This is a genomic window from Catenuloplanes sp. NPDC051500 (assembly GCF_044454585.1).
In the GTDB taxonomy this organism is placed as follows: Bacteria; Actinomycetota; Actinomycetes; order Mycobacteriales; family Micromonosporaceae; genus Catenuloplanes.
Genome location: NZ_JBITDX010000001.1, coordinates 38,246 through 63,537, shown reverse-complemented (window position 1 = coordinate 63,537; position 25,292 = coordinate 38,246). Strand labels below are relative to the sequence as shown.

Genomic DNA, 25,292 nt, shown 5'->3' with positions numbered 1-25,292 from the left:
ACACTGTGTCAGGTCCGCCGTTCGTGATCAAACACCGCCACGGTCCAATTGAGACACGTGTCGGAAGGCACGTCAGTTGTGGAACGCCCGCCCGTGGTGGTGCGGAGTCCAGGGGCCGTGTCCGTGCCAGTCACGGGCCGGCCAGGCGCCGCCGTGCCGGACGAAGGCCGCGTGCTTGAAGACGCTAAGCGTCATCGGGACGATGATGAAGATCGGCCAGAAGAAGTGCGCGCCGGTGGTGACCCAGACGGCGATCAGGACGCCGGTCAGCAGCATCACGCCGCTGGCATGGCCGCGCAGCCGGCGGCGGGCGGCAGAACGGCGCTCGGGCGTGCGGGCCAGCGCGGGCCAGCCCTGACCGGGCAGGTCGGCGGTGAGCGGCGCCAACTCGTCACGGTAGACGGCGGTGTAGACCGCTGTCATCCGCTGCTCGCCCTCGTCAAGCGCGAGGCGCCCTTCGCCCATCGCGGCGCGCAGGACCTCAGTGGTCTGCTCACGCTCCGCGTCCGACGCCCGGATCCGCCCGCTCTGTGTGGCTTCCATGATGCCCTCCGATGTGTGACAGATGCTGTGTGACAGATGCTGTGTGGCCTGGTGCTGTGTGGCCGAGGTGCTGTGTGGCCGGGGCTGTGTGGCCGGCTTTCAGCGTGCGCCGGGGAGGGCTGCCGGGACGTCGGGCCGGGGGAGTCTTCGGCGGCGGTCCGGGTGGAGTGGTGCCGGCCCACGGCTACGCCGCGGGGAGTACCTGAAGATCAACGGCCTACCGCGGCGAGGGTACGGCGAGAGCACGCTCTCCGGTGACGCCGTGCAGGCCCGCGGTGGCCTACCGTCGTGGACGTGCCCCACTCATCCACCCCGCCCGGCGGTGACCGCCGTCGTCGTTCGCTGCAGGAGCGGCACGACGACCACGTGCGCCGCACCGGGGAACAGGCCACGCACCGGCTGCACGCGGTCCGCGAGCGCGAGGCCGCCCGGGAGCGTGCCCGCCGGGAGCGCGGCGAGCACCTGCGCCAGGAGATGGTGCGGCGGATGCGCGAGCACGAGCGGCACCGGAACCGCTGGCAGCGCGGCGGCATGCCCCGGTGGGCGCACCCGGACCGGAAGAAGTCGGACTCGCTGGCCGGCGTCGCGGTCTTCACCGCGCTCGTGCAGGTGCTCGGCGTGCGCCTGGTGGCCGGCGACTGGTCCATCGTCGAACCGCTCCCGGTCGCGCTGCTGCTGGCCGGGCCGGTCGCGCTGCTGGTCCGCCAGGTCATGCCGGTGCTGCCGGTGGTGGTGGCGGGCGCTGCAGCGATCGCGTACACGCTGCTCGGCATCTCCGGCGGCCCGTTCTTCGTGGCGCTCGTCGTCGCGGTGATGCACGGCGTGCGCGCGGGCCGGGCGATCCGGGTCGCGGCCGTGTCGGGCGCCGGCTTCCTCGCGTACGTCCTGGCCGGGCGGGTCTTCGCGGACCAGCTCGGGGTGGCGCCCGCCGACCGCCCGACCATCCCGGCGCTTGCGATCATCGCGCTGGTCACCATGATCGTCGTGATCGGCTCGGAGGGAGCCCGGGCGCGGGAGATCCAGCTGACCGAGATGATGCGCGCCGCTGTCGAGGAGGAGCGCGCCCGCGAGGAGCAGGACAAGCGCCAGGCCAGCGAGGAACGGCTGAGCATCGCCCGCGAGCTGCACGACGTGATCGGCCATCACCTGTCGCTGATCAACGTGCAGGCCGGCGTCGGGCTGCACCTGATGGACAGCCGCCCGGAGCAGGCCCGCTCCGCGCTCGCCGCGATCAAGACCGCCAGTTCGGAGGCGCTGCGCGAGGTGCGGGCGGTGCTCGGCGCGCTGGCCGAGGAGGACGAGTCCGCGCCGCGCGCGCCCGCGCCCGGCCTGGCCCGGCTGGACGCGCTGACCGACGGGGCCGGGCTGCCGTGTCGCACCGTCGTCGGTGGCACGCCCCGCCCGGTCCCGGCCGAGGTGGACCGCGCCGCCTACCGGATCGTGCAGGAGGCGCTGACAAATGTGCGGCGGCACGCGGGTGGCGCCGCGACCACGGTGACGGTCGGCTACACCCCGGCCGGCCTCGACCTGCGCGTGGAGAACGAGCCGGGGGCGGCCGACCCGGGCGTGCCACGCGGCTCCGGCATCGGGCTGCCCGGCATGCGCGCGCGGGCCGAGGCGCTCGGCGGGCAGCTGTCCGCGGAACCGACCGCGGCCGGCGGATATATGGTCGTCGCGCATCTGCCCACGCCGGAAGGGGACCTCACGTGATCCGAGTGCTGCTCGCGGACGACCAGGCGCTGCTCCGGGCCGGATTCCGCGCGCTGCTTGACGCGGAGCCGGACCTGGAGGTGGTCGGTGAGGCCGCGGACGGGCTCGCCGCCGCCACGCTTGCCGCGAGCACCCGTCCGGACGTGGTGCTGATGGACATCCGCATGCCGGGTGTCGACGGACTGGAGGCCACCCGCCGGATCGTCGCGGACCCGGCGCTCACCGACACCCGGATCATCATCCTGACCACGTTCGAGTTGGACGAGTACCTGTTCGAGGCGCTCCGGGTCGGCGCGTCCGGCTTCCTGGTCAAGGACACCGAGCCGGTCGACCTGCTGCGCGGCATCCGCGCGGTCGCGGCCGGGGACGGGCTGCTGTCCCCGGGCGTGACACGGCGCCTGATCGCCGAGTTCGCCACCCGCGGCCGCAGTGTCCCCGCGCCGCCCCCACCGTCGCTCGACCCGCTCACCGACCGCGAGCGCGAGGTGGTCGCGCTCGTCGGCGAGGGTCTCAACAACGACGAGATCGCCGAACGCCTCCACGTCAGCCCGGCCACCGCCAAGACCCACGTCTCCCGCGCGATGATCAAACTCTCCGCCCGCGACCGTGCCCAACTTGTCGTCTACGCCTACGAGTCCGCCCTGGTCCGCCCCACCTGGCTCGGCTGACGCGCAGGCCCGGGGGAGTGGCTTGGCACGACAGCGTCTAGGCGGCCGGCGACCTCGCCAGGCCGGCCAGCAGGATCGTGCTGGTCTGGTCGATGATGGCCGCGCGGTTCGCCTCGAAGACCGGGTCGGTGAGGTCGGTCAGATTGTCGGGGTCGAAGAAGAGCACGGGGGTGTGCACGTGGCCGCCCGGAGGTGCGGACGGGGTCTCGGTCAGCAGGCGGGTGACGCGGTAGGCGCTCTCGTTGGAGAGGTAGCCGCCACCGCCGCCCTCGGAGGCGATCGAGCCGGGCGTCGGGCCGTCGGTGCGGACGACCGGGATCGTGCTGCCGGCCGGGATCTCGCGGACCGTCGTGTTGATCCGGACCGGGAAGAGGCCGGCGGCGGTGCTCATCGCCTCAAGCGGGAGCGTGCTCGGGATGAACTCCGCGCCGGGGCCGACACCGGGGAAGACGACCGGCTGGGCCAGCGAGCCCCCGCCCCACAGGTTGAGGTTGTCGCCGGCGAGTGCGGACCGGCGCCTGCCGTTGAAGGCCTCCAGGTCGAACGCGCCCACCCGGCCCTGGCTGATCGTGGTGACCTGGTCGGGGTGGCGGGCCAGCGCGGTGCGGTAGGCGTCTTCCACGATGCCGTTGTCGAAGTCGGGGTAGCGGACCGGGAAGATGACGGCCTGTACCTGCACGCGGGTGCCGTCGAGCGCGGTGAGCACCCGGCCGTCGAGCGCCAGCGCGACCGCGCCGGACGGGTTGCCGCGCCGGATCTCCGCGTCCAGCTGGAACGGGTCGAAACCGGAGATCATCAGCTTGCGGACGCCGGGCTGTGGGCGGAACGCGCTCGTGGTGAGGCCGCGGGACGCGTACTCCAGGCGCCTCTCCCAGTCCGCCCGGTCCGCTGCGGTGTAGGAGAAGGACGGTGTCCACTGGCGCAGGGCGCGGGTCAGCGCGAGACGTGTCCAGTAGAGCGGGCGGTCGTCGTCGGCGGGGAGCGCGGCGCCGATGGAGAGGGAACGCTGCGCCCGCGCCACGGCCGACTCGAAGAGCAGACGGCCGGTCGCCTCCGCGTACCCCCCGGCGATGTTCGGGGTCGGGACGGCGCACAGGCCGCGCGTGAACGCGTGCACAAGCAGCGCGAAATTGCCACGCCGGATCAGCTCGGCCGGGGCGGAGGCGGTGCCGCCGGGCACCGGGCGGTCCAACCGGGACTCCTCGACGGTGAGCGTGACGCTCCCGTCCGCGCAACCGGCTGAGTTACGGGCCGAGGCGGGCGTGGCCACCAGCACCCCGCTGAGCACGACGCACACCACCGACAGAACTCGAGCAAGCCTGGTCACGAGCGCCTCCTGCCTTGAGCCCGTCACGAGAGTAACGAATATCGACAGTCATCAGGTTGCCGAACGACGACGAAAGTTTTCGGAGGTGTGACGTTTGCCGAGGCGGCGAAACCGGGTAACGGGGCGCAAGCAGGCACAACGCACCACCAGGGGGAACGCCGATGTCCGAGATGGACGAGCCGAAGGTCACGTTGGACGCCCGGCAGCTGGGCCCGGTGCAGCAGCGGCTGCGCGGCGCGCTTGAGGAGCAGCTGACCTCCGCGTTGCAGGCGGCGACCGTGAAGGTCCGGGACGAGTACGCGGGCGAGCCCGTGGACGTGGTGCGGACGCGGCTGCTCGAGGAGACGCGCGCGGGCCTGCACCACGACATCGCGGACGCCTGGCAGCCGGACCCGGCCGAGTTGCAGCGCGTGGCCGAGACGGTCATGCGCCACGACGCCATCGCCCACCACGCGGCGCTGTAAAGACCTGTAAGACTGCCGAGACGCCGGCAGGCCCGCACCCGCGGAACCCGGCGTCTCGGCAGCATCCGAGGCTCGGCGTGCAGCGCCGTTACCTGTAGACGGTCAGGATCAGATCGCTGACCAGGGCGGTCCACCCGGTCTGGTGCCAGGCGCCCAGGCCGGCCCCGTTGTCCCCGTGGAAGTACTCCGGGAACACGATCCGGTCCTTCCAGTCCGGGTGCGTCTGGAACAGCTCGGACTGCCCGTAGATCGGCCGCCGCCCCTCCGCGTCCGGCAGGAACAGCGAGATCAGCCGGTGTGACAGGTCGTCCGCCACCTCGGTCAGCGTCACCTTTTTACCCGAGCGCGTCGGGTACTCGACAAGCAGATCGTCGCCGTAGAACGTGGCGAACTCGCGGACCGCCTCGATCAGCAGGTAGTTGGTGGGCATCCAGATCGGGCCGCGCCAGTTGGAGTTGCCGCCGAACAGGCCGCTTGTCGACTCCGCCGGCTCGTAGCCGACAGTGAAGTCCGAGCCGCCGAGCCAGATCGTGAACGGCTTCTCCAGGTGGCTGCGGGAGAGCGTGCGAAGCCCGTACGGCGAGAGGAACTCATCCTCGTCGAGCATGCGCGCCAGGATCCGCATCAGCTGCTCCTGCCCGACCATGGCGAGCAGCCGCTGCTGCCGCCCGTCGCCGGAGAGCCGCCGGGAGCCGACGATCTCCGCGTACTCCGGGCGGCGATGCTGGAACCAGCGCACCCGGGCGGCCAGCTCAGGCAGCCGGGACAGGGTGACCGCGGTGAGCGTGCTGGTGGCGGCGAGCGGGAGCAGGCCGACCACGGACCGGACCTTGAGCGGGAGCTTCGCACCGTCCGGCAGCCGCAGCACGTCGTAGAAGAAGGAGTCCTCGTCGTTCCAGAGGCCCTGCTGGTACGCGGCCATCCCGATGTACGCGTAGTGCTCGAAGAACTTCGTGGCCACGTCCTCGTACGTGTGGTCGTGGATGGCCAGCCGGACCGCCATGTCCAGCAGGTTCAGCGCGTACATCGCCATCCAGCCGGTGCCGTCCGACTGCTCGAGCACGCCGGCGACGGGCAGCGCGGCGGACCTGTCGAACGGGCCGACGTTGTCCAGGCCGAGGAATCCGCCCTCGAACACGTTGTTGCCGTGCACGTCCTTGCGGTTGACCCACCAGGTGAAGTTGAGAAGCAGCTTGTGCAGCACCCGGGCGAGGAAGTCGTGGTCCCAGCCGCCGTCGATCTCGAAGACGCGCAGCGCGGCCCAGGCGTGGACGGGCGGGTTCACGTCGCCGAACGCCCACTCGTACGCCGGAATCTGGCCGTTGGGGTGCATGTACCACTCGCGGAGCAGCAGGAGCAGCTGCGACTTGGCGAACCCGGGGTCGACGCGCGCGATGGAGACGCAGTGGAACGCCAGGTCCCACGCCGCGTACCAGGGGTACTCCCAGGGGTCGGGCATGGAGATGACGTCGAAGCTGTTCATGTGCCACCAGGCGCTGTTGCGCCCGTGGCGGCGGCCGGGCGGCGGCTTGGAGCCGGGGTCGCCGGAGAGCCACTGCTCCACGTCGAAGTGGTAGAACTGCTTCCCCCACATGAGCCCGGCGATCGCCTGCCGGGCCACGTTCGCGGCCTCGTGCGGCGCGGCGGCGGGAATGACCTCGGCGAAGAACTCGTCGGCCTCGGCCGCGCGCAGCCGCATCACCGTGTCGAAGCCGCCGGCCAGATCGAGCGCGGGGGCGGGTGTGGTGCCGGGCGGCGGCGCGGTGAGCGAGAGCCGCAGCCGGATCGTGGTCTCCGACCGGGCCGGCACCGTCACTGTGTAGTGCAGCGCGGCGCGGGTGCCCTCGATGTCCGGGTTGACGGTGTCGTCGCCGTCGACCACGTGGTCGTTGATGCCGTCCTTCGGGTACGCGCTGCGCCCCTTGAGCCCCCACAGCCGCTCGGTGTTGGTCTCGTTGTCGCAGCAGAGCGGCGTCGGCTCGCCGGTGCCCTCAAGGACGATCTGCCCGAGGCCGCGGTGCTGACCGATCAGCCGGTTGCCGGCGCCGAGGATGATCGGCACGTGGTCGCGACCGGGGATGCCCCAGGACCAGGTGTTGCGGAACCAGAGCGTCGGGAGCACGTGCAGGGTGGCCTCGTCCGGCCCGCGGTTGGCAAGCGTGACAAGCATGCAGTAGTCGGTGGGCGAGGCCTTGGCGTAGTCGACTGTGACGGCCCAGAACCGGTCGTCGTCGAAGATGCCCGTGTCGACGAGTTCGTACTCGCTCTCGTCGCGGCGCCGCAGCCTGTTGGTCCGGACCAGGTCCTCGTAGGGGAACGCGGCCTGCGGATAGTGGTAGCGCCAGCGCATCCAGGAGTGGGTGGGCGTGGAATCCTCGTACCACCAGTAGTCCTTGGCGTCCTCGCCGTGGTTGCCGCCGTCGCCGCCGAGGCCGAACATCCGCTCCTTGAGGATGGAGTCCTTGCCGTTCCAGAGGCCGAGCGCGAAGCAGAACAGCTGGCGGTCGTCGCAGACGCCGGCCATGCCGTCCTCGTTCCACCGGTAGACGCGTGACCGTGCATGGTCATGCGGGAAGTAGTCCCAGGCGGTGCCGTGTTCACTGTAGTCCTCGCGAACCGTGCCCCAGGCCCGTTCCGACAGGTAGGGCCCCCAGCCGCGCCACGGCTGCTCCCCAGAGTCCGCCTGCGCCAGACGCTCCCGCTCACTCACCGACGCCCGTCACCCCCTCCGTGAATCTTCCATCGGAAGACTTCCCGTGACCAAGTCGATCACACTGTTCATTGTCGTCGCGCGTGGTTACCGCCACTGACGCGCAAGCATGAGTGATAGGTGCAGGAAAGAATGATCCCGATCAGCTTCGGCCCTCAGGTCTGCGGCTCGCTCACCGAGGGGGCGGCGCGCGAATGGCTGGTCCCGGACGGGCTCGGCGGCTACGCCATGGGCACGGTCTCCGGCCTGCGCACCCGCCGTTACCACGGTCTGTTGATGATCTCCGGCGCCACCGTGTCCGCGCGCACGCTCGCGCTGGCGAGCCTGGACCCGGTGCTGACCATCGGGGACGACGAGTACCGCCTCGGCGTGCACGAGTGGGCGTCCGGCTCGGTCGCGCCGGCCGGGCACGCGTTCCTTGAGCGGTTCTCGCTCATCGACGGCCTCCCCCGCTGGCGCTGGCGGGTCGGCGACGTGGTGCTCGAACGCGAACTCGCCATGGTCTACGGCCGCCCCGCGCTCGCCGTGGTGCACCGGCTGCTGTCCGGCGGTCCGGTCCGGCTGGACCTGCAGGCGCTCTGCACCTGGCGGGACGGGCACGGCGAACGCGGCGCGGGCGGCCCTTCGCCGACAGTGGAATCGGTGAGCGGCGGTGCGGTGATCGAGGGCGGTTACCGGCTTGACGGCCCGGCCTGGACGCCTGCCGGCACCTGGTGGACCGGCGTGCACCACCGCGAGGAGGCGGCCCGCGGCCTCAACGCCAATGAAGATCTCTGGCACGCGGGTACGTTCCGGGCCGAGTTGCGCGAGCCCGGCGACGTGCTCGAGGTGCGGGCCTGGGGCGGCGCGCTTGACGACGTACCCCCGCCGGCCCGTGAGGTCGTCTCCGCCGCCCGGCGCCGCAACCGGGCCGTGGTAGCGGCCGCCGCGCCCGCCGACGATGTGGACGCCACGCTCGCGCTCGCCGCGGACGCGTTCGTGGTCAGGACGGCCGGCACGCCTGACGTGGTGGCCGGTTACCCGTGGTTCGGCGCCTGGTCGCGGGACACGATGATCGCCTACGAGGGCCTGCTGCTCACCACCGGGCGCGCGGAGGAGGGCCGGCGGCTGCTGCTCGGGTACGCCGCCACGCTCTCCGAGGGGATGCTCGCGAACACCGCGGACACCGGAAGCGTGGAGTACAACACGGTCGACGGCACGCTCTGGTTCCTGCACGCGGTGGCCCGGCACGTCACTGTCACCGGCGACACCGACCTGGCCGGGACGCTGCTTCCCGCGCTTCGCGACGTGGTCGACGCACACCTGCGGGGCACCCGGTACGGCATCCGTGTCGACCCGGACGACGGCCTGCTGACCCAGGGCGCCGCGGGGGAGGCGCTGACCTGGATGGACGCGCGGGTGCGGGGCGTGCCGGTGACCGCGCGGGCCGGGAAGCCGGTCGAGGTGAACGCACTGTGGATCAACGGGCTGGCCGGTATCGTGGACCTCGCGCGCCGTACCCGCGGAGACGCCGGAGCCGCCCCGGCCGCACACCGGAGCGCGCTCGCCTCGTTCCGCCGTCGCTTCCCCGCGCCCGCCGGATGGCTCTACGACGTGGTGGACGGCCCGCACGGCGACGACGCGTCGCTCCGGCCGAACCAATTGTTGGCATGGTCACTTCCGTACGCTCCAATGCGTACTGACGCACGTGCTCTCCGTGCAATTTCCAGGGGATTGGTGACGCCGCTCGGCCTGCGCAGTCTGGGCCCCCGGGAAAGGGGTTTCCAGAGTGAACACCGTGGAAATTCTGAACATAGGGATGGCGCGTATCACATGGGGACCGTGTGGCCATGGTGGGTGGGGCCTTATATCGATACGTGTGTCAAGTCCGCCGTGTCAGATGGTGAACTTCTCTCCGGTATCGACGGCCATTTGACCGAGTTTGGCCTAGGCTCGGTCACTGAAACAGCGGATGGTGAGCCGCCTCACTCGGCGACAGGTTGCCCGTTTCAAGCGTGGTCGGTGGGGGAACTAGTTCGCGTCCGTCGCTGTTGATCAACCTTGGTTACACGGCGGCAACCGGGGCGTCTTCGTTAATTTCCACGGGTAGGGCAGGATAAGACCATCCCGATCAACGCGATGACACCCTTTGAACCTGATTTAGGGTCGTCCGCTGGCGTGTGCCTGAGGGACGAATCTGCGAGGGGGCCGGGCCTATGTCACCAAATGCCGACATCATCGAGATGCGCACTGCGCGTCCGCAACGAGTGCTGATGCTTTCCTGGGAGTACCCGCCGGTGGTCGTGGGTGGTCTGGGGCGTCACGTGCACGCACTCTCCGTCGCGCTCGTCGCGGCCGGCCATGAGGTGACAGTGGTGACCCGGCACGTGGCCGGTGCCCCGCTCGAGGAGTACGCGGACGGTGTCCGCATCGTGCGCGCCCCGGAGGACCCGCCGGTCTTCCCGCTCGCCACGCCCTCGCTTCTCGCCTGGACCATGGCCTTCAACCACACGCTCACCCGCGCGGCCCTGCGGGCGGCGGAGTCCGGCGAGTACGACGTAATCCACGCGCACGACTGGCTCGTCACGCACACCGCGGTCACGCTCAAGGAACACCTCGACATCCCCCTCGTCGCCACCATCCACGCCACCGAGGCCGGCCGTCACCAGGGCTGGCTCCCGGAGGAGATGAACAAGGCGATCCACACCGTCGAGTTCTGGCTGTCGCAGGAAGCGGTGCGCGTCATCGTCTGCTCCGAGTACATGCGGTGGGAGGTGAACCGGCTCCTCGACCTGCCCGCCGCCCGGATGGATGTGGTGGCGAACGGCGTCGACGACACCATGTGGCGTGCCCAGCCCCGCGCCATCGCCGCCGCGCGCACCAAGTTCGCGGGTGACGGCCCGCTGATCGGCTTCGCCGGCCGCCTGGTCTACGAGAAGGGCGTGCAGCACCTCGTCAACGCGGTGCCGAAGCTCAAGCACCGGCACCCCGGTCTCAAGGTGGTCATCGCGGGCGACGGGCCGTACCGGCAGGAGCTCCAGGCCGAGACCACGCGCCTGCACCTTGACGACACCGTCACGTTCGCCGGCTTCATGAACGAGAAGCAGCTGCCCGCGGTCCTCGCCGCCACCGACGCCACGGTCATCCCGAGCCTCTACGAGCCGTTCGGCATGATCGCGCTTGAGGCCGCCTCGGCCGGCGCACCGATCGCGGTCTCCTCGACCGGCGGCCTCGCCGAGATCGTCGAGCCCGGCGTCACAGGCGTCACGTTCCCGCACAGCAACCCGGACGCGCTTGCGGACGCGGTCGACTCGCTGCTTGCCGACGAGGTCTTCGCGCGCCGGGTGGCCCGGCAGGCGCGCTCGATGGTCTCCGAGCGCTACGGCTGGGGCACGATCGCGGCCCGGACCGCGGCGGCGTACAGCGCGGCCATCCGGGAGGCACCGGCCTTCAACACCAAGCGGGCCGAGGCGCAGCTCGCCAACGGCCGGCAGAAGGCCGTCGTGCCCGAGGGCAACCTCCTGCACGGCCTGATCAACGCGGCCTCGTCCGCCTCCTGATCCGTAAGCTCCCCCCGCACCAGGCTCTCTCTCACCGCTGGCCGCCGCACTCGCGACGGCCAGCGGGCGTTTTTCCCCCTCCTCTACCAACGTCTGCGAGGCCTGCTCCTCCGTGTCCGACAATCGGCTCTTGACCAGCGACGAGTTCATCGGCGAGATCGACCGCTGGCTGCTCTCCCAGGGGCGGCACGAGCGGCTCTGGACCGTGCTCGGCGCGCATGTGAGCGAGGACGGCTGCCACTTCGCGGTCTGGGCGCCGAACGCGCGCGAGGTCCGGGTGGTGGGCGACTTCGCCGGCTGGGGCGCGTTCGACGGCATTCCGATGCGCAACCTCGGTGACAGCGGCGTGTGGGCGGTCTTCGTGCCGGGCGCCGCAGTCGGGCAGTACTACAAGTACAAGATCCACGGGGCGGACGGAGTCTGGACCGACCGGGCCGATCCGATGGCCACGGCGACGGAGACGCCGCCGCGTACCGCGTCGATGATCTTCAGGTCCGAGCACAAGTGGGACGACACGGACTGGATGACCGAGCGTGCCGGCCGGACCGAGCACCACAAGCTGCCGATGAGCGTGTACGAGGTGCACCTCGGCTCCTGGCGCCCTGGCCTGACCTACCGGGAGATGGCGGACCAGCTCACCGAGTACGTCGCCGAACTCGGCTTCACGCACGTCGAGCTGATGCCGGTGATGGAGCACCCGTTCGGCGGCTCGTGGGGCTACCAGGTCACCGGCTACTACGCGCCCACGTCCCGGTTCGGCAACCCGGACGACTTCCGCTACCTCGTCGACCGCCTGCACCAGGCCGGGATCGGCGTGCTTCTCGACTGGGTGCCCGCGCACTTCCCCAAGGACGAGTGGGCGCTTGCGAACTTCGACGGCACCCCGCTCTACGAGCACCCGGACCCGCACCGCGGCGAGCACCCGGACTGGGGCAGCCTGATCTTCAACTACGGCCGCTGGGAGGTGCGGAACTTCCTTGTCGCGAACGCGCTCTACTGGCTGGAGGAGTTCCACATCGACGGCCTGCGGGTGGACGCGGTCGCCTCGCTGCTCTACCTCGACTACTCCCGCGAGCACGGCCAGTGGTCGCCGAACGAGCACGGCGGCCACGAGAACCTTGAGGCGATAGCGTTCCTCCGGGAGCTCAACGCGGTCGTCTACCGGGAGCACCCCGGCGTCGTCATGATCGCCGAGGAGTCCACCGCGTTCCCCGGCGTGTCCCGGCCCACCGACTGGGGCGGCCTCGGCTTCGGCCTGAAGTGGAACATGGGCTGGATGCACGACACGCTCGAGTACGTCGAGCGCGACCCGCTGTTCCGCAAGCACCACCACGACCAGCTCACCTGGCCGTCCTGCTACGCGTTCGACGAGCAGTTCGTGCTGCCGATCAGCCACGACGAGGTGGTGCACGGCAAGAAGTCGCTCATCGCCAAGCTCCCCGGCGACCGCTGGCAGCGCCTGGCCGGGCTGCGCGGTTTCCTCGGCTACATGTGGTCGTTCCCCGGCAAGCAGCTGCTCTTCATGGGCTCCGAGCTGGCCGACGAGCACGAGTGGGCCGAGCACCGCGGGCTCGACTGGCACGTGCTCGGCGACCCGGCCGTCCAGGGCCTGCACGCGGCGCTCCGCGACCTGAACCGGGTCTACAAGGAGTCGCCCGCGCTCTGGACCCAGGACACGTCCGGCGACGGCTTCCGGTGGATCGCGCACGATGACTGGCAGAACAACATGGTGTCCTACCTGCGCTGGGGCAGCGACGGCTCGGTGATGGCCTGCGTGGCCAACTTCTCCGGCACGCCCCGGACCGGCTACCGGGTCGGCCTGCCGCGCGGCGGACGCTGGGACGAGGTGCTGAACACGGACGCGGCCCACTACGGCGGCTCCGGCGTCGGCAACTTCGGCGCCGTCCACGCCTCCGACGCCGGCTCGCACGGCCTCCCGCACTCGGCCGAGGTCGCCGTCGGCCCCTACGCGACCATCTGGTTCCGAGCTTGACTTCTGGTCGTCGCTTCGCTCCTCCGGGCTCGACGCCACGGCCTGCGGACGGCGGTGTCAGGCAGACGAAAAGCGTGTCTGACTGACACCGACGTTCCTCGGTCGTCCGCGCCTCACGACGTGGTCAAGCAAGCGACGGGTCCGGAGAAACTGCAGACAAAAGGGCGGGCAGGGCTTGCGGCGTTTAGGACAGGAGTTGTCCGCAATCGTCCCTAGGCTGAGGTCGTAGTGACATCGACTTTCGAGGGGAATCAATCATGCTGACGGGCGAGCGCGCTGACCTGGTGCAACTGCTGAACCGCCAACGCGGTTTCCTGCGCTTCACCGTGCAGAACCTGACCGATGAGCAGGCCGCGTCCCAGCCGGTACCGAGCACCACGCTGTCGCTTGGCGGCCTGATCAAACACGTCTCCGCCACCGAGCAGTCCTGGTACGACTTCGCCACCGGCGCCGAGGCCTCGCAGGCCGGCCAGGAGAACTGGATGGACGCGTTCCGCATGGTCGAGGGTGAGACGCTCGCCGGTCTGCTCGCCGACTACGAGAAGGTCGCCGCCCGCACCGACGACCTGATCGCCACCGCGGACCTGGACGCGTCGTTCCCGCTCCCCGACGCGCCCTGGTTCGAGAAGGGCGCGTCCTGGTCGGTGCGTCACGTCCTGATCCACCTGATCGCCGAGATCTCCCAGCACGCCGGCCACGCGGACATCATCCGCGAGGCGATCGACGGCCAGAAGACCATGGGCTGACGGGCCTACAGCGCCTCCACCCGGACGGAGTAGGAGACCTCGCTCGCGTCCTCCTCCCGGTAGGAGATCCGGCGGATCTGCCTGTCATCACGGAAGAGCGCGACGTCGAGGAGCGCTCCGAGATGGGCGAGCGGAACCTCGGCGCCAAGGCGCTTGTCGCGTAGCACGTCCCCGATCCCGCCGAGGAAGTGTGTGACGTCCCCGGTGTGGCCGTCCGGCGGGTGGCGGAGGACGACCTCGAGGGCGATCGGGGAGTCGACGGCCATCCAGCCGGTTTGCTGGGCGGCGAGGCAGGCGGCTTCGAGGAGGGCGCGGACGCGGACGGCCTGGCGGCCGCCGGCGGCGAGCATCGGGGTGGGGGAGGATTTCAACGGGGGAAGTCCGGGCACCTCGAAGCTGAGGGCATGGACCGACGTTTCCGTCATGGGCGGCATCTCCTCGTTTGACGACGGCCTGAACCAGGAATCCGTCGAAACGGCGGCGCGAATCACTTCGTACCCCGGACACCCGTGGCGGGACTGGCGGCGCCGCCCGACCACGGGTGTTCTTGGATGTCGCATCGTCCGCACCAGCGCGGACACGCCCATCGACCGTACCGTTGAAGTGAAAGAGATGAACAGGCTCTGTCGTTCATATTTCGCTCAAGAAATGGCGGATATTCGAAACGATCATGGAGACTGGACCGCATGCGCATTGGTGTGCTCGACGTCGGCTCGAATACCGCCCAGCTCGTGGTGGCGGACATCGGGAACGGCGTGCCGCTGCCGGTGCACGCAGTCAAGGAGCCGGTCCGGCTCGCCGAGGTGGTCGGGCAGGACGGTGAGCTGGGCGCGGAGGCGATCGATCGGCTGGTGACTGCGGTCGGTGCGGCGGTGGCGCAGGCACGGCACTTCGAGGTGCGCGAGCTGTTCGCCTACGCCACGGCCGTGGTCCGGGACGCGCCGAACCGGGATGCCGCGCTCGCCGAGATCGACGCCCGTACCGGTGTTCGGCTCGGCACGCTGTCCGGCACCGAGGAAGCGGAGCTGACCTTCCTCGCGGTCCGCCGCTGGATGGGCTGGCGCGCCGGTCCGCTGCTTCTGCTCGACATCGGCGGCGGCTCCGCGGAGGTCGCCTACGGCCACGATCTGACGCCGGAGTTCGCGGTGTCACTGCCGATCGGCGCGGCCCGGATCACCCGCGAGCGCCTGGCCGGCGACCCGCCGCGGGTCGCCAAGGTGGAGAAGGCGCGGCGCTACCTGCGGCGCGAACTGGGCGAGGTCGCACACCGGATGCGCTGGGACGCACCGCAGACAGCGGTCGCGACCTCGCGCACGTTCCAGCAGCTCGCGCAGCTCTGCGGCGCGCCGCCACCCAGCCGGGGGCTGTTCGTGCCGCGCGTCCTGCGCCGTGTCGACCTCGCGGAGCAGATCGGCCGCCTCGGCGCGCTGACCGCGGACAAGCGCGCCCGTCTCCCGGGCATCTCCGCGCCGCGCGCCCGCCAGTCGCTGGCCGGCGCGCTTGTCGCACACACCATGATGGACATGTTCGGACTGCAGGAGGTCTCGCTCTGCCCGTGGGCGCTGCGCGAGGGCATCCTGCTGCGCCGCGTCGAGTTTGTGGACAGCTGGGCGGACCGCGCGCTGACGCTCTCACCGACCGACGCGGACATCAAGAGCATCAGCGCTTCGCGCACGAGATAGCCGTCCCGCCTCCACTGTGGTCACCCTCCGCGCGCTCCCGCGGCCGGCGGATCCGTGGGTGGTCACCGAGACCCTCCGTGGTGCTCGTGTTAACGGTGCGTTTCACGAGGTGTGGGGCGGGGGAGAAGGTGAGGGACGGCAGGCGCCCCAGGCGGACGCCCGGCCGCCGTTTCGCGCGCGCCGTGAGGCACTGCAAGCGCAACAGTAGGCCCGTGACGCGCGCCATCTCGGACGGGAGGCGAAGCACAGGATGGGTGATCCCCCGAACGCGGAAACACGCGACGAAAGACGCGCCGGAACACGACGACGCCGGAGGAGACTTACCGCCGCGGTGGCCGCGGCCCTGGTGGCCGTGCCGCTCGGCGCGTGCGCCGGTCAGGACGACGGCGGCGTACCGACGATCAACTTCTACAACCCGCCGGTCGAGAACATGCAGCACGTCATCGACGAGTGCAACGCGGCCGCGGCCGGCCGGTACGAGATCGTCTACCGGGTTCTGCCCCGCGCGGCCGACGACCAGCGGGTGCAGTTGGTGCGCCGGCTGGCCGCTGAGGACGACAGCATGGACGTGCTCGGCCTGGACGTGACCTGGACCCAGGAGTTCGCCGGTGCGAACTGGATCAGGGAGTGGACCGGCCAGGACGCGGACCAGGTACGGCAGGGCACGCTGCCCGGCCCGCTGGAGTCGGCGACCTATGAGGACAAGCTCTACGCCGCGCCGAACAACACGAACGTGCAGCTGCTCTGGTACCGCACCGACCTGGTGCCGGAACCGCCCCGCACCTGGGACGCGATGATCTCCCAGGCACAGCAGCTCAAGGCGGAGGGCAAGCCGTACCAGGTGATCACGATGGGCGCCCAGTACGAGGGGCTTGTCGTCCTCTACAACACGCTTGTGGCAGGCGCGAACGGCGCGATCCTCAGCGAGGACGGCAGGACCGCGACGATGGACGCCGGTGCGGTGAAGGCGCTGGAGCTGCTCAAACGGTTCGCGACGGCAGGCGTGACAAGCCCGTCGTTCACAAACGCGCAGGAGGACCCGGCCCGGCTGGACTTCCAGTCCGGAAACGGCGCGTTCCAGCTGAACTGGCCGTACGTCTACCCGGCCATGCAGGAGGCCGCACCGGACCTGGCGAAGAACGTGCGCTGGGCCCGCTACCCGGCCGTGGACGTGAGCACGCCGAGCCGGGTCACGATCGGTGGCACGAACCTGGCGGTAAGCGCGTACGGCAGGCATCCCGCGGAGTCCTTCGAGGCGGCGCGCTGCCTGCGGAACGCGGCGCACCAGAAGTACGCGGCGATCAACGACGGTGTGCCGCCGACGATCGAGTCGGTCTACGCGGAGCCGGAGATGGCCGAGGCGTACCCGATGAAGGACGTGATCCTGGAGGAGTTGAGGGATGCGGCGGTGCGGCCGCTGTCACCCGCCTACCAGAACATCTCCACTGTCATGTCCGCCACGCTCTCACCGCCGGGCGCGATCGACCCGGCCCGTACCGCGGAGGACCTGCGAAAGCAGATCCAGGACGCGCTGGAGTCCAAGGGGGTGCTGCCGTGACCGCGCTCTCCGAAGGGAAGAGGCAGGAACGGCGGCTCGGCTGGCTGCTCTGCGCGCCGGCCGCGTTCGTCATGGTGGCGGTGACCGCGTACCCGATCCTGTACTCGGTCTGGCTGTCGCTGCAGCGCTTCGACCTGAAGTTCCCGGACGAGCGCGAGTTCGTCGGCCTCGACAACTACGTGACGGTGCTGACCAACCAGTACTGGTGGACCGCGTTCGGCGTCACCATGCTGATCACAGTGGTCACTGTCGCGGTCGAGCTGGTCCTCGGCATGGGCCTGGCGCTGGTCATGCACAAGACGCTTGTCGGGCGCGGCGTGGTGCGGACGGCAGCGCTGATCCCCTACGGCATCGTGACAGTGGTGGCCGCGTTCTCCTGGCGGTACGCGTGGACGCCGGACACCGGCTACCTGGCCAACCTGGTCACGCCGGACGGCGCACCGCTCACCGAACGGGCCGGCTCGCTGGCGATCATCATCCTGGCGGAGATCTGGAAGACCACGCCGTTCATGGCGCTGCTGCTGATGGCCGGGCTGGCGCTGGTCCCGGACGAGCTGCTGCGGGCCGCGTCGATGGACGGCGCGTCCGCGTGGCAGCGGTTCAGCAAGGTCATGCTGCCGGTGATGAAGCCGGCCATCCTTGTCGCGCTCCTCTTTCGTACCCTCGATGCGGTTCGGGTCTTCGACAACATCTTCGTGCTGACGGCTGGGTCCAATGGGACGTCCTCGGTGTCGATGATCGCGTTCAACAACCTGCTGCGCGGTCTGAACCTGGGCATCGGCTCCACGATGTCCGTGCTGATCTTCCTGACCGTGGCGCTCATCGCGTTCATCTTCGTGAAGCTCTTCGGCACCGCCGCGCCCGGTGCCTCCGACGACGGGAGGCGCTGATGACCGCGGTTACCACCGAGGCACCGCGCGCCGGTGTCAGCAAAGAAACCCGCGCGAAGATCACCTGGAGCCTGCTGGACATCGTGGTCGTGGTGTTCGCGCTGGTTCCGGTGTTGTGGATCGCGTCGCTGTCGGTCAAGACGCCGGCCACCCTCAACGATGGGAACTTCATCCCCCGGGAATGGACGCTTGAGAACTACCGGGTCATCTTCAGCACCGACCAGTTCGTCCGCGCGCTGATCAACTCGATCGGCATCGCGCTCATCGCCACCGCGATCGCTGTGGTGCTTGGCACGATGGCCGCCTACGCGGTCGCCCGGCTCGACTTCCCCGGCAAGCGCCTGCTGGTCGGCGTGTCACTGCTGATCGCGATGTTCCCGCAGGTCTCGCTGGTGTCGCCGCTGTTCGACATCGAGCGGCGGCTCGGCCTCTTCGACACCTGGCCGGGGCTGATCCTGCCGTACATCACGTTCGCGCTGCCGTTGGCGATCTACACGCTCTCCGCGTTCTTCAAGCAGATCCCGTGGGACCTGGAGAAGGCCGCGAAGATGGACGGTGCCACCCAGGCGCAGGCCTTCCGCCAGGTGATCGCGCCGCTGGCCGCGCCGGGCGTGTTCACCACGGCGATCCTGGTCTTCATCTTCTGCTGGAACGATTTCCTGTTCGCGATGTCGCTCACCTCCACCGAGCAGTCCCGCACGGTGCCGGTCGCGCTGTCGTTCTTCACCGGCGAGTCCCAGTTCGAGGACCCGACCGGTGCGATCTCCGCGGCCGCCGTGGTGATCACTGTTCCGATCATTCTGTTCGTGCTGTTCTTCCAGCGTCGCATCGTCTCGGGTCTGACGAACGGCGCGGTCAAGGGGTGATGATCAGTGGCTGACATCGTGCTCGACGAGATCAGTAAGCGCTATCCGGACGGGACGACAGCCGTCGACTCGATCAGCTTGGAGATCGCGGACGGTGAGTTCGTGATCCTGGTGGGACCGTCCGGCTGCGGGAAGTCCACCACGCTCAACATGATCGCCGGACTGGAGGACATCAGCTCCGGCTCGCTGCTCATCGGCGGCCAGCGGGTCAACGACAAGGCGCCGCGCGACAGGGACATCGCCATGGTGTTCCAGTCCTACGCGCTCTATCCGAACATGACGGTCCGGGAGAACATGGGCTTCCCGCTCAAACTCGCCAAGCTGGAGAAATCGGTCATCCAGCAGAAGGTCGAGGAGGCCGCGAAGGTCCTGGAGCTGACGCCGTACCTCGACCGCAAGCCCGGAAACCTCTCCGGCGGCCAGCGGCAGCGGGTCGCCATGGGCCGGGCGATCGTGCGCAGCCCCAAGGCGTTCCTGATGGACGAGCCGCTGTCCAACCTGGACGCTAAACTCCGCGTCCAGATGCGCACCCAGGTCTCCCGCCTGCACAAACAACTCGCCACCACAACCGTATACGTCACCCACGACCAGACCGAGGCGATGACGCTCGGCGACCGCGTGGTGGTCATGCGCGCCGGCCGCATCCAGCAGGTCGGCCACCCCCAGGAGCTCTACGACCGCCCCGCCAACCTGTTCACGGCCGGCTTCATCGGCTCGCCCGCGATGAACTTCCTGCCGGCCGCGGTCTCCGGCGACATCCTTGAGACGCCCCTCGGAAAGATCCAGATCCCGTCGCGGGTACGCGGTGCGCTCACCACGGATCAGCTCATCCTGGGCATCCGCCCCGAGCACTTCGAGGACGCGAACCTGATCGACTCCGACCTGCGGGCCCGGGGTCACGAGTTCACCGCGCCCGTCGACCTGGTCGAGTCGATGGGCTCCGACAAGTACGCCTATTTCACGCTCGAAGGCGACGCGGCCACCTCCGCCGAACTCGAGGAGCTGGCCGCGGACGCCGGCGGCGCCGACCTGCCGTCCGGAGCGTCCAACCTGGTCACCCGATTCGCCGCCGAATCCCGTGTCCGCGCAGGTGAGCAGCACGACATCTGGCTCAACGTGGACAAGGTCCACCTGTTCGACGCCACCACCGGCAAGAACCTGACGCTGTAGATCAATCCGCCGGAACCCCTTCCGTGGAGGGGGTTCCGGCGGGCAATATGTGGCCCATGGGTGAACTGGTGCCGCTGCCGCGCCGGGGTGAGATCTTCTCCGATCTCCGCGGTGATGCACGCGTGATGCGAGTCAGCTGCCATGACGAGAGCGGCATGGTCGTGCTCTCCCTGTGGACCGACCGCCACTGCCGCGCCTCCTTCCGCCTCGACGGCGAGGACATTCCGCGCCTGATCGAGACGCTCGGCAGCCTCGACGCGGTGAGCCTGTCCAAGCGCCTCGACCCGGCCCGTCCCGACCCGGCGGACGTGATCTCCTTCGAGCCGTCCGAGCTGTCCGTCTCGGGCGAGTCCGCGATCGGGGTCGCGCCGGAGCCGGCTCCGGCGCCGCGTACCGGCACCTTCGACGTGGTCGTCCGCCCGATCTCCCCGGCCCCGCGTGACGCCGGCCGGTTCCCGCCGGCCGCCGCCGGCTGAGCCGCTCTTCCGGGCATGCCATTCAGGCGATGGTGCGCACCGGGCCGCGCCCGAAATTTCGCCCTATAAGTGCAATACAAGCGATGTTTCGGTACGCCGTCGCATGGAAATCAGCTGAGCGTTACTCTGTGTGATTGTTTCCATCGCTGGCTTCTGGCCGGGTGCGCGCTACGCTGAGGTGGCCAACGTTGGGAGGTCCCCCCATGCCGACCCTGATCCTGTGGGTGTCGACACTTGCGCTGCTGGCCGTCGCCGGCTTCGCCTGGTTGTCCGCACGTCAGAGGACCCGCCGCGTGCCGGTGGTCCAGGTGATCGACCGCCAAGGCCGGGTGCACAGCCTCCCGGCCGACGACCCCCGCATCTCCCGCCGCCTCTGAGCGGCCCACACGGCATCCAAGCGCACCGCGTCGCCTCCGCGTGCACGGTGCGCTTGAATGTGCCGTGGTAGCCGAACTGGTGAATGCTCCAGACCTCGACGCCCTCCGCACCGCGCTTATGGTGGACGGCGGCGGCGAGTCCGCGCTGGGCTGGGACGCCGTGCACGCCTTCGAGCGGACCCACCACGTCGTGCTGCCCGAGCCCTCCGCAGCTTCGTCGCCGAGATCCCGACGGCTCTCACGACGGCCGTGTGCCTGCTGCTGGCGATGATCGGGATCGGGATCGGTCAGCGTGCGGTCGTTCGGGGGTCGGGGAGCGCGAGCTCGCGGCCGGTCCAGCGGGCGCGGAGCCAGCGGTCGTGGCTCGCGATGACGATGGCGCCCGGGCCGGCGGTGGCGAACGCGTCCTCAAGCTCGTCCGCCAGGCGCGGCGAGAGGTGGTTGGTGGGCTCGTCGAGCAGCAGCAGCTCCGGCGGGTCGGCGATGACCAGGGCCAGGGCGAGCCGGCGGCGCTGGCCGACCGAGAGCTCACCCACCGGGAGGGTCTGGGCGCGGGCCGGGAGCAGGCCGAGTGAGCCCAGCGGAACCGCCTCGGCGCGCTCGGAGCCGAGAACAGACGCGTAGAGGTCACGGGACGCGATGTCCGGTCGCTCGAAGACCGTGTCCTGGGTGAGGAGCGCGACCCGCAGGCCACGACGCCGCTGCACATCACCCCAGACGAAAGCCGTGTCGCGGTACGCGGCGGCCGCATCGCCGTCCACGAAGGCCGCGTCATCTTGGGCGGAGACTTCGCCGCCCACGACCGACGCCGCGTCGCCCTGCGGATGGGCCCCGCCGTCCCGGGCGGAAGCCGCGGAGTCGGCATCCGCCGTGCCGCCCACGATCGCCGGCCGCACCTGCCCGGCGAGGACCGCGAGCAGCGTGGACTTTCCGGCGCTGTTCGGGCCGGTGATCAGGAGGCGGTCGCCTGCGGAGATGTCGAGGCGGTCGAGCGCCAGGCGGCCGGGGACGGTGATCGCGCGCAGCGACACGAGCAGGCCGGAGGCGGAGGCGAGAGCGAGCGCCGACGGCTGGAAGCGAAGCGGTTTCGGGGGTTTGCGGACCTGGGTGCGTTCCAGTTCGTCCAGGCGGCGGGAGGCGTTGCGGACGCGGCGGGAGATCTGCTGCTGGACCCGGCCGGCCGTGTGGCCCTGGCCCATCTTCTCGGTGTCGCGGGGCGCGCGGCCGTGTGCGACCTGCTGGGCGGTGACCGAGGCGGCGACGCGGAGTGCGGCCAGTTCGTCCTGTTCCTCCTCGAAGCGGCGCTGCCATCTGTCGCGTTCCGCGCGCTTGGCGGCCTGGTAGTCGGTGTAGCCGCCGCCGTACCGGGCCGGGCCGTCGGTGGCGGGGTCGAGGTCGATCAGGTCGGTGCAGGCCGCGTCCAGGAAGGCGCGGTCGTGGCTGGCGACGATCACCACGCCGGGCAGGCCGCGCAACTCCTCCTCAAGGAATGCGGCGGCGGCGTCGTCGAGATGGTTGGTCGGCTCGTCGAGCAGGAGCGCGGCCGGGCGGCGGATCAGCAGCGCGGCCAGCGCGAGGCGGCCGCGTTCACCACCCGAGAGCGATCCGACGGTACGACCGGGCGCCAGATGCCCGAGCCCGAGCCCGGCCATGACGAGTGTTCCCCGGCGGTCCGCGTCCCAGGCGGCCAGCTCCTCGGCCCGTTCCAGCCAGGTCCCGTAGTCGGCGAGCACCTCGTCGGCGACGGCGGGCCCGGCGGCCATCAGCGCCGCCAGCCGGTCGAGCTCGGCCACCACCTCCCGCGCCTCGCGAAGCGCGTCGTCAAGCACGTCGGCGAGGGTGGCGGTGACTGGGAACGGCAGCTCCTGGTGCAGGAAGCCGAGCGACCCGGGCCGCGTCACGCTTCCGGAATCGGGCTCGTCCACGCCGGCGAGGAGCCGCAGCAGCGTGGTCTTGCCGGTGCCGTTCTCGCCGATCAGGCCGATGCGGCGTCCTGGTGCGGCGACGAGGGAGACGCCGTCGAGCACCCGGCGCGAGCCGAGCGTGTGGACGAGGTCATGGGCGAGCAGAGCGGAGACTGACATGACGGGACACCCCAGGAGGAAACGAAGGAAACCCGCCGGGCAGCAGAGGCCTCGGGCGCGGGTCTGGGAGGGTGTCAGCGACTCACATCGTGGCCAACGGTAGCGACGTGGCGGGGCTACGGCAAGCACCTTCGGCGTGTACGCTCCTGAGCCATGACCGCGCGATTGAACTTCTGGTGGCCCGCCTTCCCGGCGGCCCACTTCCGCGCGTAACCACACGCGGCCGCCCATCGAGGCGGCCGCCATCGAGTCCCTGTTACCCCGGGCCCGCCGAGCGAGGCGGCCCTGGCCAAGCAGGAGACCTACATGTTCACCGAGATCATCTCCGGGGAGCGCCCGTTCGCGTTGATCAGGCGCGAGCACGCCACCGCGATCGAGGCCTTCACCGGCGACGTCGGCACCGCGGAGCGGCTGGCCGGCCTGCCCCTGGACGACAGACCCGGGCCGCAGACGCTTGCGCTCATCCCGTACCGGCAGATCGCCGAACGTGGGTTTGACGCCGTCGATGACGGGACTCCGCTTGAGTTTCTCCGCATCACGCGGGCGACCGCGCATCCGTTGGACGAGGCGCTTGCGGCGCTTCCGGACGATCGGATCGAGACCGTGGACGCGGGCTTCGACATCGACGACGAGACCTATGCGCGGACGGTCGGTGACGTGCTGGCGAGCGAGATCGGGCACGGTGAGGGCGCGAACTTCGTCATTCACCGCACCTACCGGGCCACGATCACGAACGCGCCGCGTATGGTCGCGCTCGCCGCGTTTCGCGCGCTGCTCACCGCGGAGCGGGGCGCGTACTGGACGTTTCTGGTCTGGACCGGGAGCCGCTATCTGATCGGCGCGACGCCGGAGCGGCACGTCAGTGTGGCGGACGGGCTGGTGATGATGAATCCGATCAGCGGCACGTTCCGGCACGCCGGTGGCCCGCCCGCGCCGGAGGAGCTGCTTGCGTTCCTGTCGGATCACAAGGAACGCGACGAGTTGTACATGGTGCTTGACGAGGAGCTGAAGATGATGGCCACGGTCGCGGAGGCCGGCGGCCAGGTGCTCGGCCCGTACCTGAAGGAGATGGCGCACCTCACCCACACGGAGTATCTGCTGGCCGGCCGTACCGCGATGGACGTGCGGGAGGTGTTGCGGGAGACGATGTTCGCGCCGACAGTGACCGGCAGCCCGATCGAGAACGCGGCCCGGGTGATCGCGCGGCACGAGCGCCGGGGCCGCCGCTACTACGCGGGCGTGCTGGCGTTGCTCGGGCGGGACGCGGACGGCGGCCAGTCGCTTGACGCGCCCATCATGATCCGGACCGCGGAGTTGTCGCCGCAGGGTGAGCTGCGGGTGCCGGTCGGCGCGACGCTTGTGCGGCACTCGACGCCGGCCGGCGAGGTCGCGGAGACCCACGCGAAGGCCGCGGGCGTGCTGTCCGCGCTGGGCCTGGTGCCGCGCGTCCCCACCCAATCCGCGAAGAGCCACAATCAAGACCATCCGGGGGTACGGCGTGCGCTCGCGGCCCGTAACGACCGGCTCGCCCGGTTCTGGCTCGACGACCGTGCCTCGGCCTCGCCGCTTCCGGTCTTCGCGGGGCGGCGCGCGCTGATCGTGGACGGCGAGGACACGTTCACCGGCATGCTCGCGCATCAACTGCGCGCGCTCGGCCTGGACGTGGAGGTGCGGCCGTGGCACGCGCCGGGCGCGCTTGAGGCGTTCGACCTGGTGGTGCCGGGCCCCGGGCCGGGCGACCCGTCGGATCCGGCGTCCGCCAAGGGTGCGGCGCTGCGGGCGCTGATCGGCGGGCTGGTGCGCGAGGGGCGCCCGTTACTTGCGGTGTGCCTGTCCCACCAGCTGCTGTCCGACATGCTGGGATTGCGGCTGCACCGCAGAGACGCGCCCTACCAGGGCATGCAGCGCGACGTCCCACTCTTTGGGACGATGCGCCGGGTCGGCTTCTACTCCACGTACACCGCGCTTGCGGGCGGCGATCGGGTGGAGACGCCGTTCGGGCCGGTGGAGGTGGCGCGCGATCCGGAGGACGGTGCGGTGCACGCGCTTCGTGGGAGCCGGTTCGCAGGCGTGCAGTTCCACCCGGAATCAGTGCTCAGCCAGGACGGACTGGCCGTGCTGACCGAGCTGCTGACCGGCCTGCTGCCGGGCGCGCCGGAAACCGGTAGCGCTCCCACGGAGGAATCGGTTTCCGTTCGGCATATTCCGGCCCTCGGCGGGTAGCAACTCTGGTAGCGGCACCTGATGATGCCGGGGTCGCCGAAGGTCCGGGCGGGTTTGAGAGCCCCCGCTCGGGCCTTCGGTTTGTGTCCCGCAGCCCGTCGGTTTCAGGCCGCTATCAGGGTCTTCACGGCATTCACCAAGCTTGAGCTGGTACGTGGGGATTAATCCCTGGTTAACTGCTCCGCTTCGGTGCGGATCCGGCCACGCCATCAACCCCGGATCGCTACTCTGTGCGCACGTAAGGACTGCACCTTACGTACGCAAAG

20 protein-coding genes are annotated in these 25,292 nt (G+C 70.2%); 15 read left to right on the top strand and 5 right to left on the bottom strand.

The features are described from left to right. Nucleotides 1–72 precede the first annotated feature (72 nt). Nucleotides 73–543, bottom strand: a complete 471-nt coding sequence (locus ACIA8K_RS00250) for a DUF1707 domain-containing protein (RefSeq protein WP_396053291.1) — start codon at nt 541–543, stop codon at nt 73–75. A gap of 294 nt (nt 544–837) precedes the next feature. On the opposite strand from ACIA8K_RS00250, the gene ACIA8K_RS00245 reads away from it, so the two are divergent. Both ACIA8K_RS00245 and ACIA8K_RS00240 read left to right on the top strand, forming a co-directional pair. Continuing rightward, nucleotides 838–2,253: a sensor histidine kinase gene (locus tag ACIA8K_RS00245; RefSeq protein WP_396053289.1), complete on the top strand. Its 1,416-nt coding sequence runs from the start codon at nt 838–840 to the stop codon at nt 2,251–2,253. Next, nucleotides 2,250–2,921 (top strand): response regulator, encoded by a 672-nt coding sequence (locus ACIA8K_RS00240; RefSeq protein WP_396053287.1) that lies wholly within the window; start codon nt 2,250–2,252, stop codon nt 2,919–2,921. Before ACIA8K_RS00245 ends, ACIA8K_RS00240 begins: the two co-directional genes overlap by 4 nt. Nucleotides 2,922–2,958: 37 nt before the next feature. Here the strand turns inward: ACIA8K_RS00240 and ACIA8K_RS00235 are convergent, their stop codons facing one another. After that, a complete protein-coding gene (locus tag ACIA8K_RS00235; protein WP_396053285.1) occupies nt 2,959–4,248 on the bottom strand; it encodes a hypothetical protein in 1,290 nt (429 codons plus the stop codon). Nucleotides 4,249–4,418: 170 nt separating this feature from the next. Between ACIA8K_RS00235 and ACIA8K_RS00230 the strand changes: the two genes are divergently transcribed. Further along, on the top strand, nt 4,419–4,712 hold the full coding sequence (locus tag ACIA8K_RS00230) for a hypothetical protein (RefSeq protein ID WP_396054442.1): 294 nt from the start codon (nt 4,419–4,421) through the stop codon (nt 4,710–4,712). Nucleotides 4,713–4,800: 88 nt separating this feature from the next. Here the strand turns inward: ACIA8K_RS00230 and ACIA8K_RS00225 are convergent, their stop codons facing one another. Beyond that, a complete protein-coding gene (locus tag ACIA8K_RS00225) occupies nt 4,801–7,422 on the bottom strand; it encodes an MGH1-like glycoside hydrolase domain-containing protein (protein WP_396053283.1) in 2,622 nt (873 codons plus the stop codon). Nucleotides 7,423–7,554: 132 nt separating this feature from the next. Between ACIA8K_RS00225 and ACIA8K_RS00220 the strand changes: the two genes are divergently transcribed. The 4 genes from ACIA8K_RS00220 to ACIA8K_RS00205 all read left to right on the top strand — a co-directional run bounded on the left by ACIA8K_RS00220 (nt 7,555) and on the right by ACIA8K_RS00205 (nt 13,700). After that, nucleotides 7,555–9,456 (top strand): amylo-alpha-1,6-glucosidase, encoded by a 1,902-nt coding sequence (locus ACIA8K_RS00220; protein ID WP_396053281.1) that lies wholly within the window; start codon nt 7,555–7,557, stop codon nt 9,454–9,456. Between the two features lie 161 nt (nt 9,457–9,617). Then, nucleotides 9,618–10,961 carry a glycosyltransferase family 4 protein gene (locus ACIA8K_RS00215; RefSeq protein ID WP_396053279.1) on the top strand — a complete coding sequence of 448 codons (1,344 nt, stop codon included), beginning with the start codon at nt 9,618–9,620 and terminating at the stop codon, nt 10,959–10,961. 130 nt (nt 10,962–11,091) lie between these two features. Further along, the gene (gene glgB, locus ACIA8K_RS00210; RefSeq protein ID WP_396053278.1) at nt 11,092–12,954 is read left to right on the top strand and encodes a 1,4-alpha-glucan branching protein GlgB; all 1,863 of its coding nucleotides are present in this window, start codon (nt 11,092–11,094) and stop codon (nt 12,952–12,954) included. A gap of 257 nt (nt 12,955–13,211) precedes the next feature. Further along, on the top strand, nt 13,212–13,700 hold the full coding sequence (locus tag ACIA8K_RS00205) for a DinB family protein (protein WP_396053276.1): 489 nt from the start codon (nt 13,212–13,214) through the stop codon (nt 13,698–13,700). 5 nt (nt 13,701–13,705) lie between these two features. On the opposite strand, the gene ACIA8K_RS00200 is transcribed toward ACIA8K_RS00205, so the two are convergent. After that, on the bottom strand, nt 13,706–14,125 hold the full coding sequence (locus ACIA8K_RS00200; RefSeq protein WP_396053274.1) for a hypothetical protein: 420 nt from the start codon (nt 14,123–14,125) through the stop codon (nt 13,706–13,708). 261 nt (nt 14,126–14,386) lie between these two features. Between ACIA8K_RS00200 and ACIA8K_RS00195 the strand changes: the two genes are divergently transcribed. The 7 genes from ACIA8K_RS00195 (at nt 14,387) to ACIA8K_RS00165 (ending at nt 20,719) form a co-directional block, all read left to right on the top strand. After that, a complete protein-coding gene (locus ACIA8K_RS00195) occupies nt 14,387–15,382 on the top strand; it encodes a Ppx/GppA family phosphatase (RefSeq protein WP_396053272.1) in 996 nt (331 codons plus the stop codon). A gap of 331 nt (nt 15,383–15,713) precedes the next feature. Then, a complete protein-coding gene (locus tag ACIA8K_RS00190) occupies nt 15,714–16,940 on the top strand; it encodes an ABC transporter substrate-binding protein (protein WP_396053270.1) in 1,227 nt (408 codons plus the stop codon). Continuing rightward, a complete protein-coding gene (locus ACIA8K_RS00185; protein ID WP_396053268.1) occupies nt 16,937–17,830 on the top strand; it encodes a carbohydrate ABC transporter permease in 894 nt (297 codons plus the stop codon). The genes ACIA8K_RS00190 and ACIA8K_RS00185 overlap by 4 nt, the downstream gene beginning before the upstream one ends. Beyond that, a complete protein-coding gene (locus ACIA8K_RS00180; protein WP_396053266.1) occupies nt 17,830–18,696 on the top strand; it encodes a carbohydrate ABC transporter permease in 867 nt (288 codons plus the stop codon). The genes ACIA8K_RS00185 and ACIA8K_RS00180 overlap by 1 nt, the downstream gene beginning before the upstream one ends. A 6-nt stretch (nt 18,697–18,702) precedes the next feature. Continuing rightward, on the top strand, nt 18,703–19,866 hold the full coding sequence (locus tag ACIA8K_RS00175; RefSeq protein ID WP_396053264.1) for an ABC transporter ATP-binding protein: 1,164 nt from the start codon (nt 18,703–18,705) through the stop codon (nt 19,864–19,866). A gap of 56 nt (nt 19,867–19,922) precedes the next feature. After that, nucleotides 19,923–20,342: a hypothetical protein gene (locus ACIA8K_RS00170; RefSeq protein ID WP_396053263.1), complete on the top strand. Its 420-nt coding sequence runs from the start codon at nt 19,923–19,925 to the stop codon at nt 20,340–20,342. Nucleotides 20,343–20,545: 203 nt separating this feature from the next. Continuing rightward, the gene (locus tag ACIA8K_RS00165; protein ID WP_396053261.1) at nt 20,546–20,719 is read left to right on the top strand and encodes a hypothetical protein; all 174 of its coding nucleotides are present in this window, start codon (nt 20,546–20,548) and stop codon (nt 20,717–20,719) included. A gap of 287 nt (nt 20,720–21,006) precedes the next feature. Here ACIA8K_RS00165 and ACIA8K_RS00160 read toward each other — a convergent pair whose 3' ends face one another. Then, nucleotides 21,007–22,803, bottom strand: a complete 1,797-nt coding sequence (locus ACIA8K_RS00160) for an ABC-F family ATP-binding cassette domain-containing protein (RefSeq protein WP_396053259.1) — start codon at nt 22,801–22,803, stop codon at nt 21,007–21,009. A 306-nt stretch (nt 22,804–23,109) separates the two neighbouring features. Between ACIA8K_RS00160 and ACIA8K_RS00155 the strand changes: the two genes are divergently transcribed. Next, entirely contained in the window at nt 23,110–25,026 is a 1,917-nt protein-coding gene (locus ACIA8K_RS00155) for an anthranilate synthase family protein (RefSeq protein ID WP_396053257.1), read from the top strand. Nucleotides 25,027–25,292 lie beyond the last annotated feature (266 nt).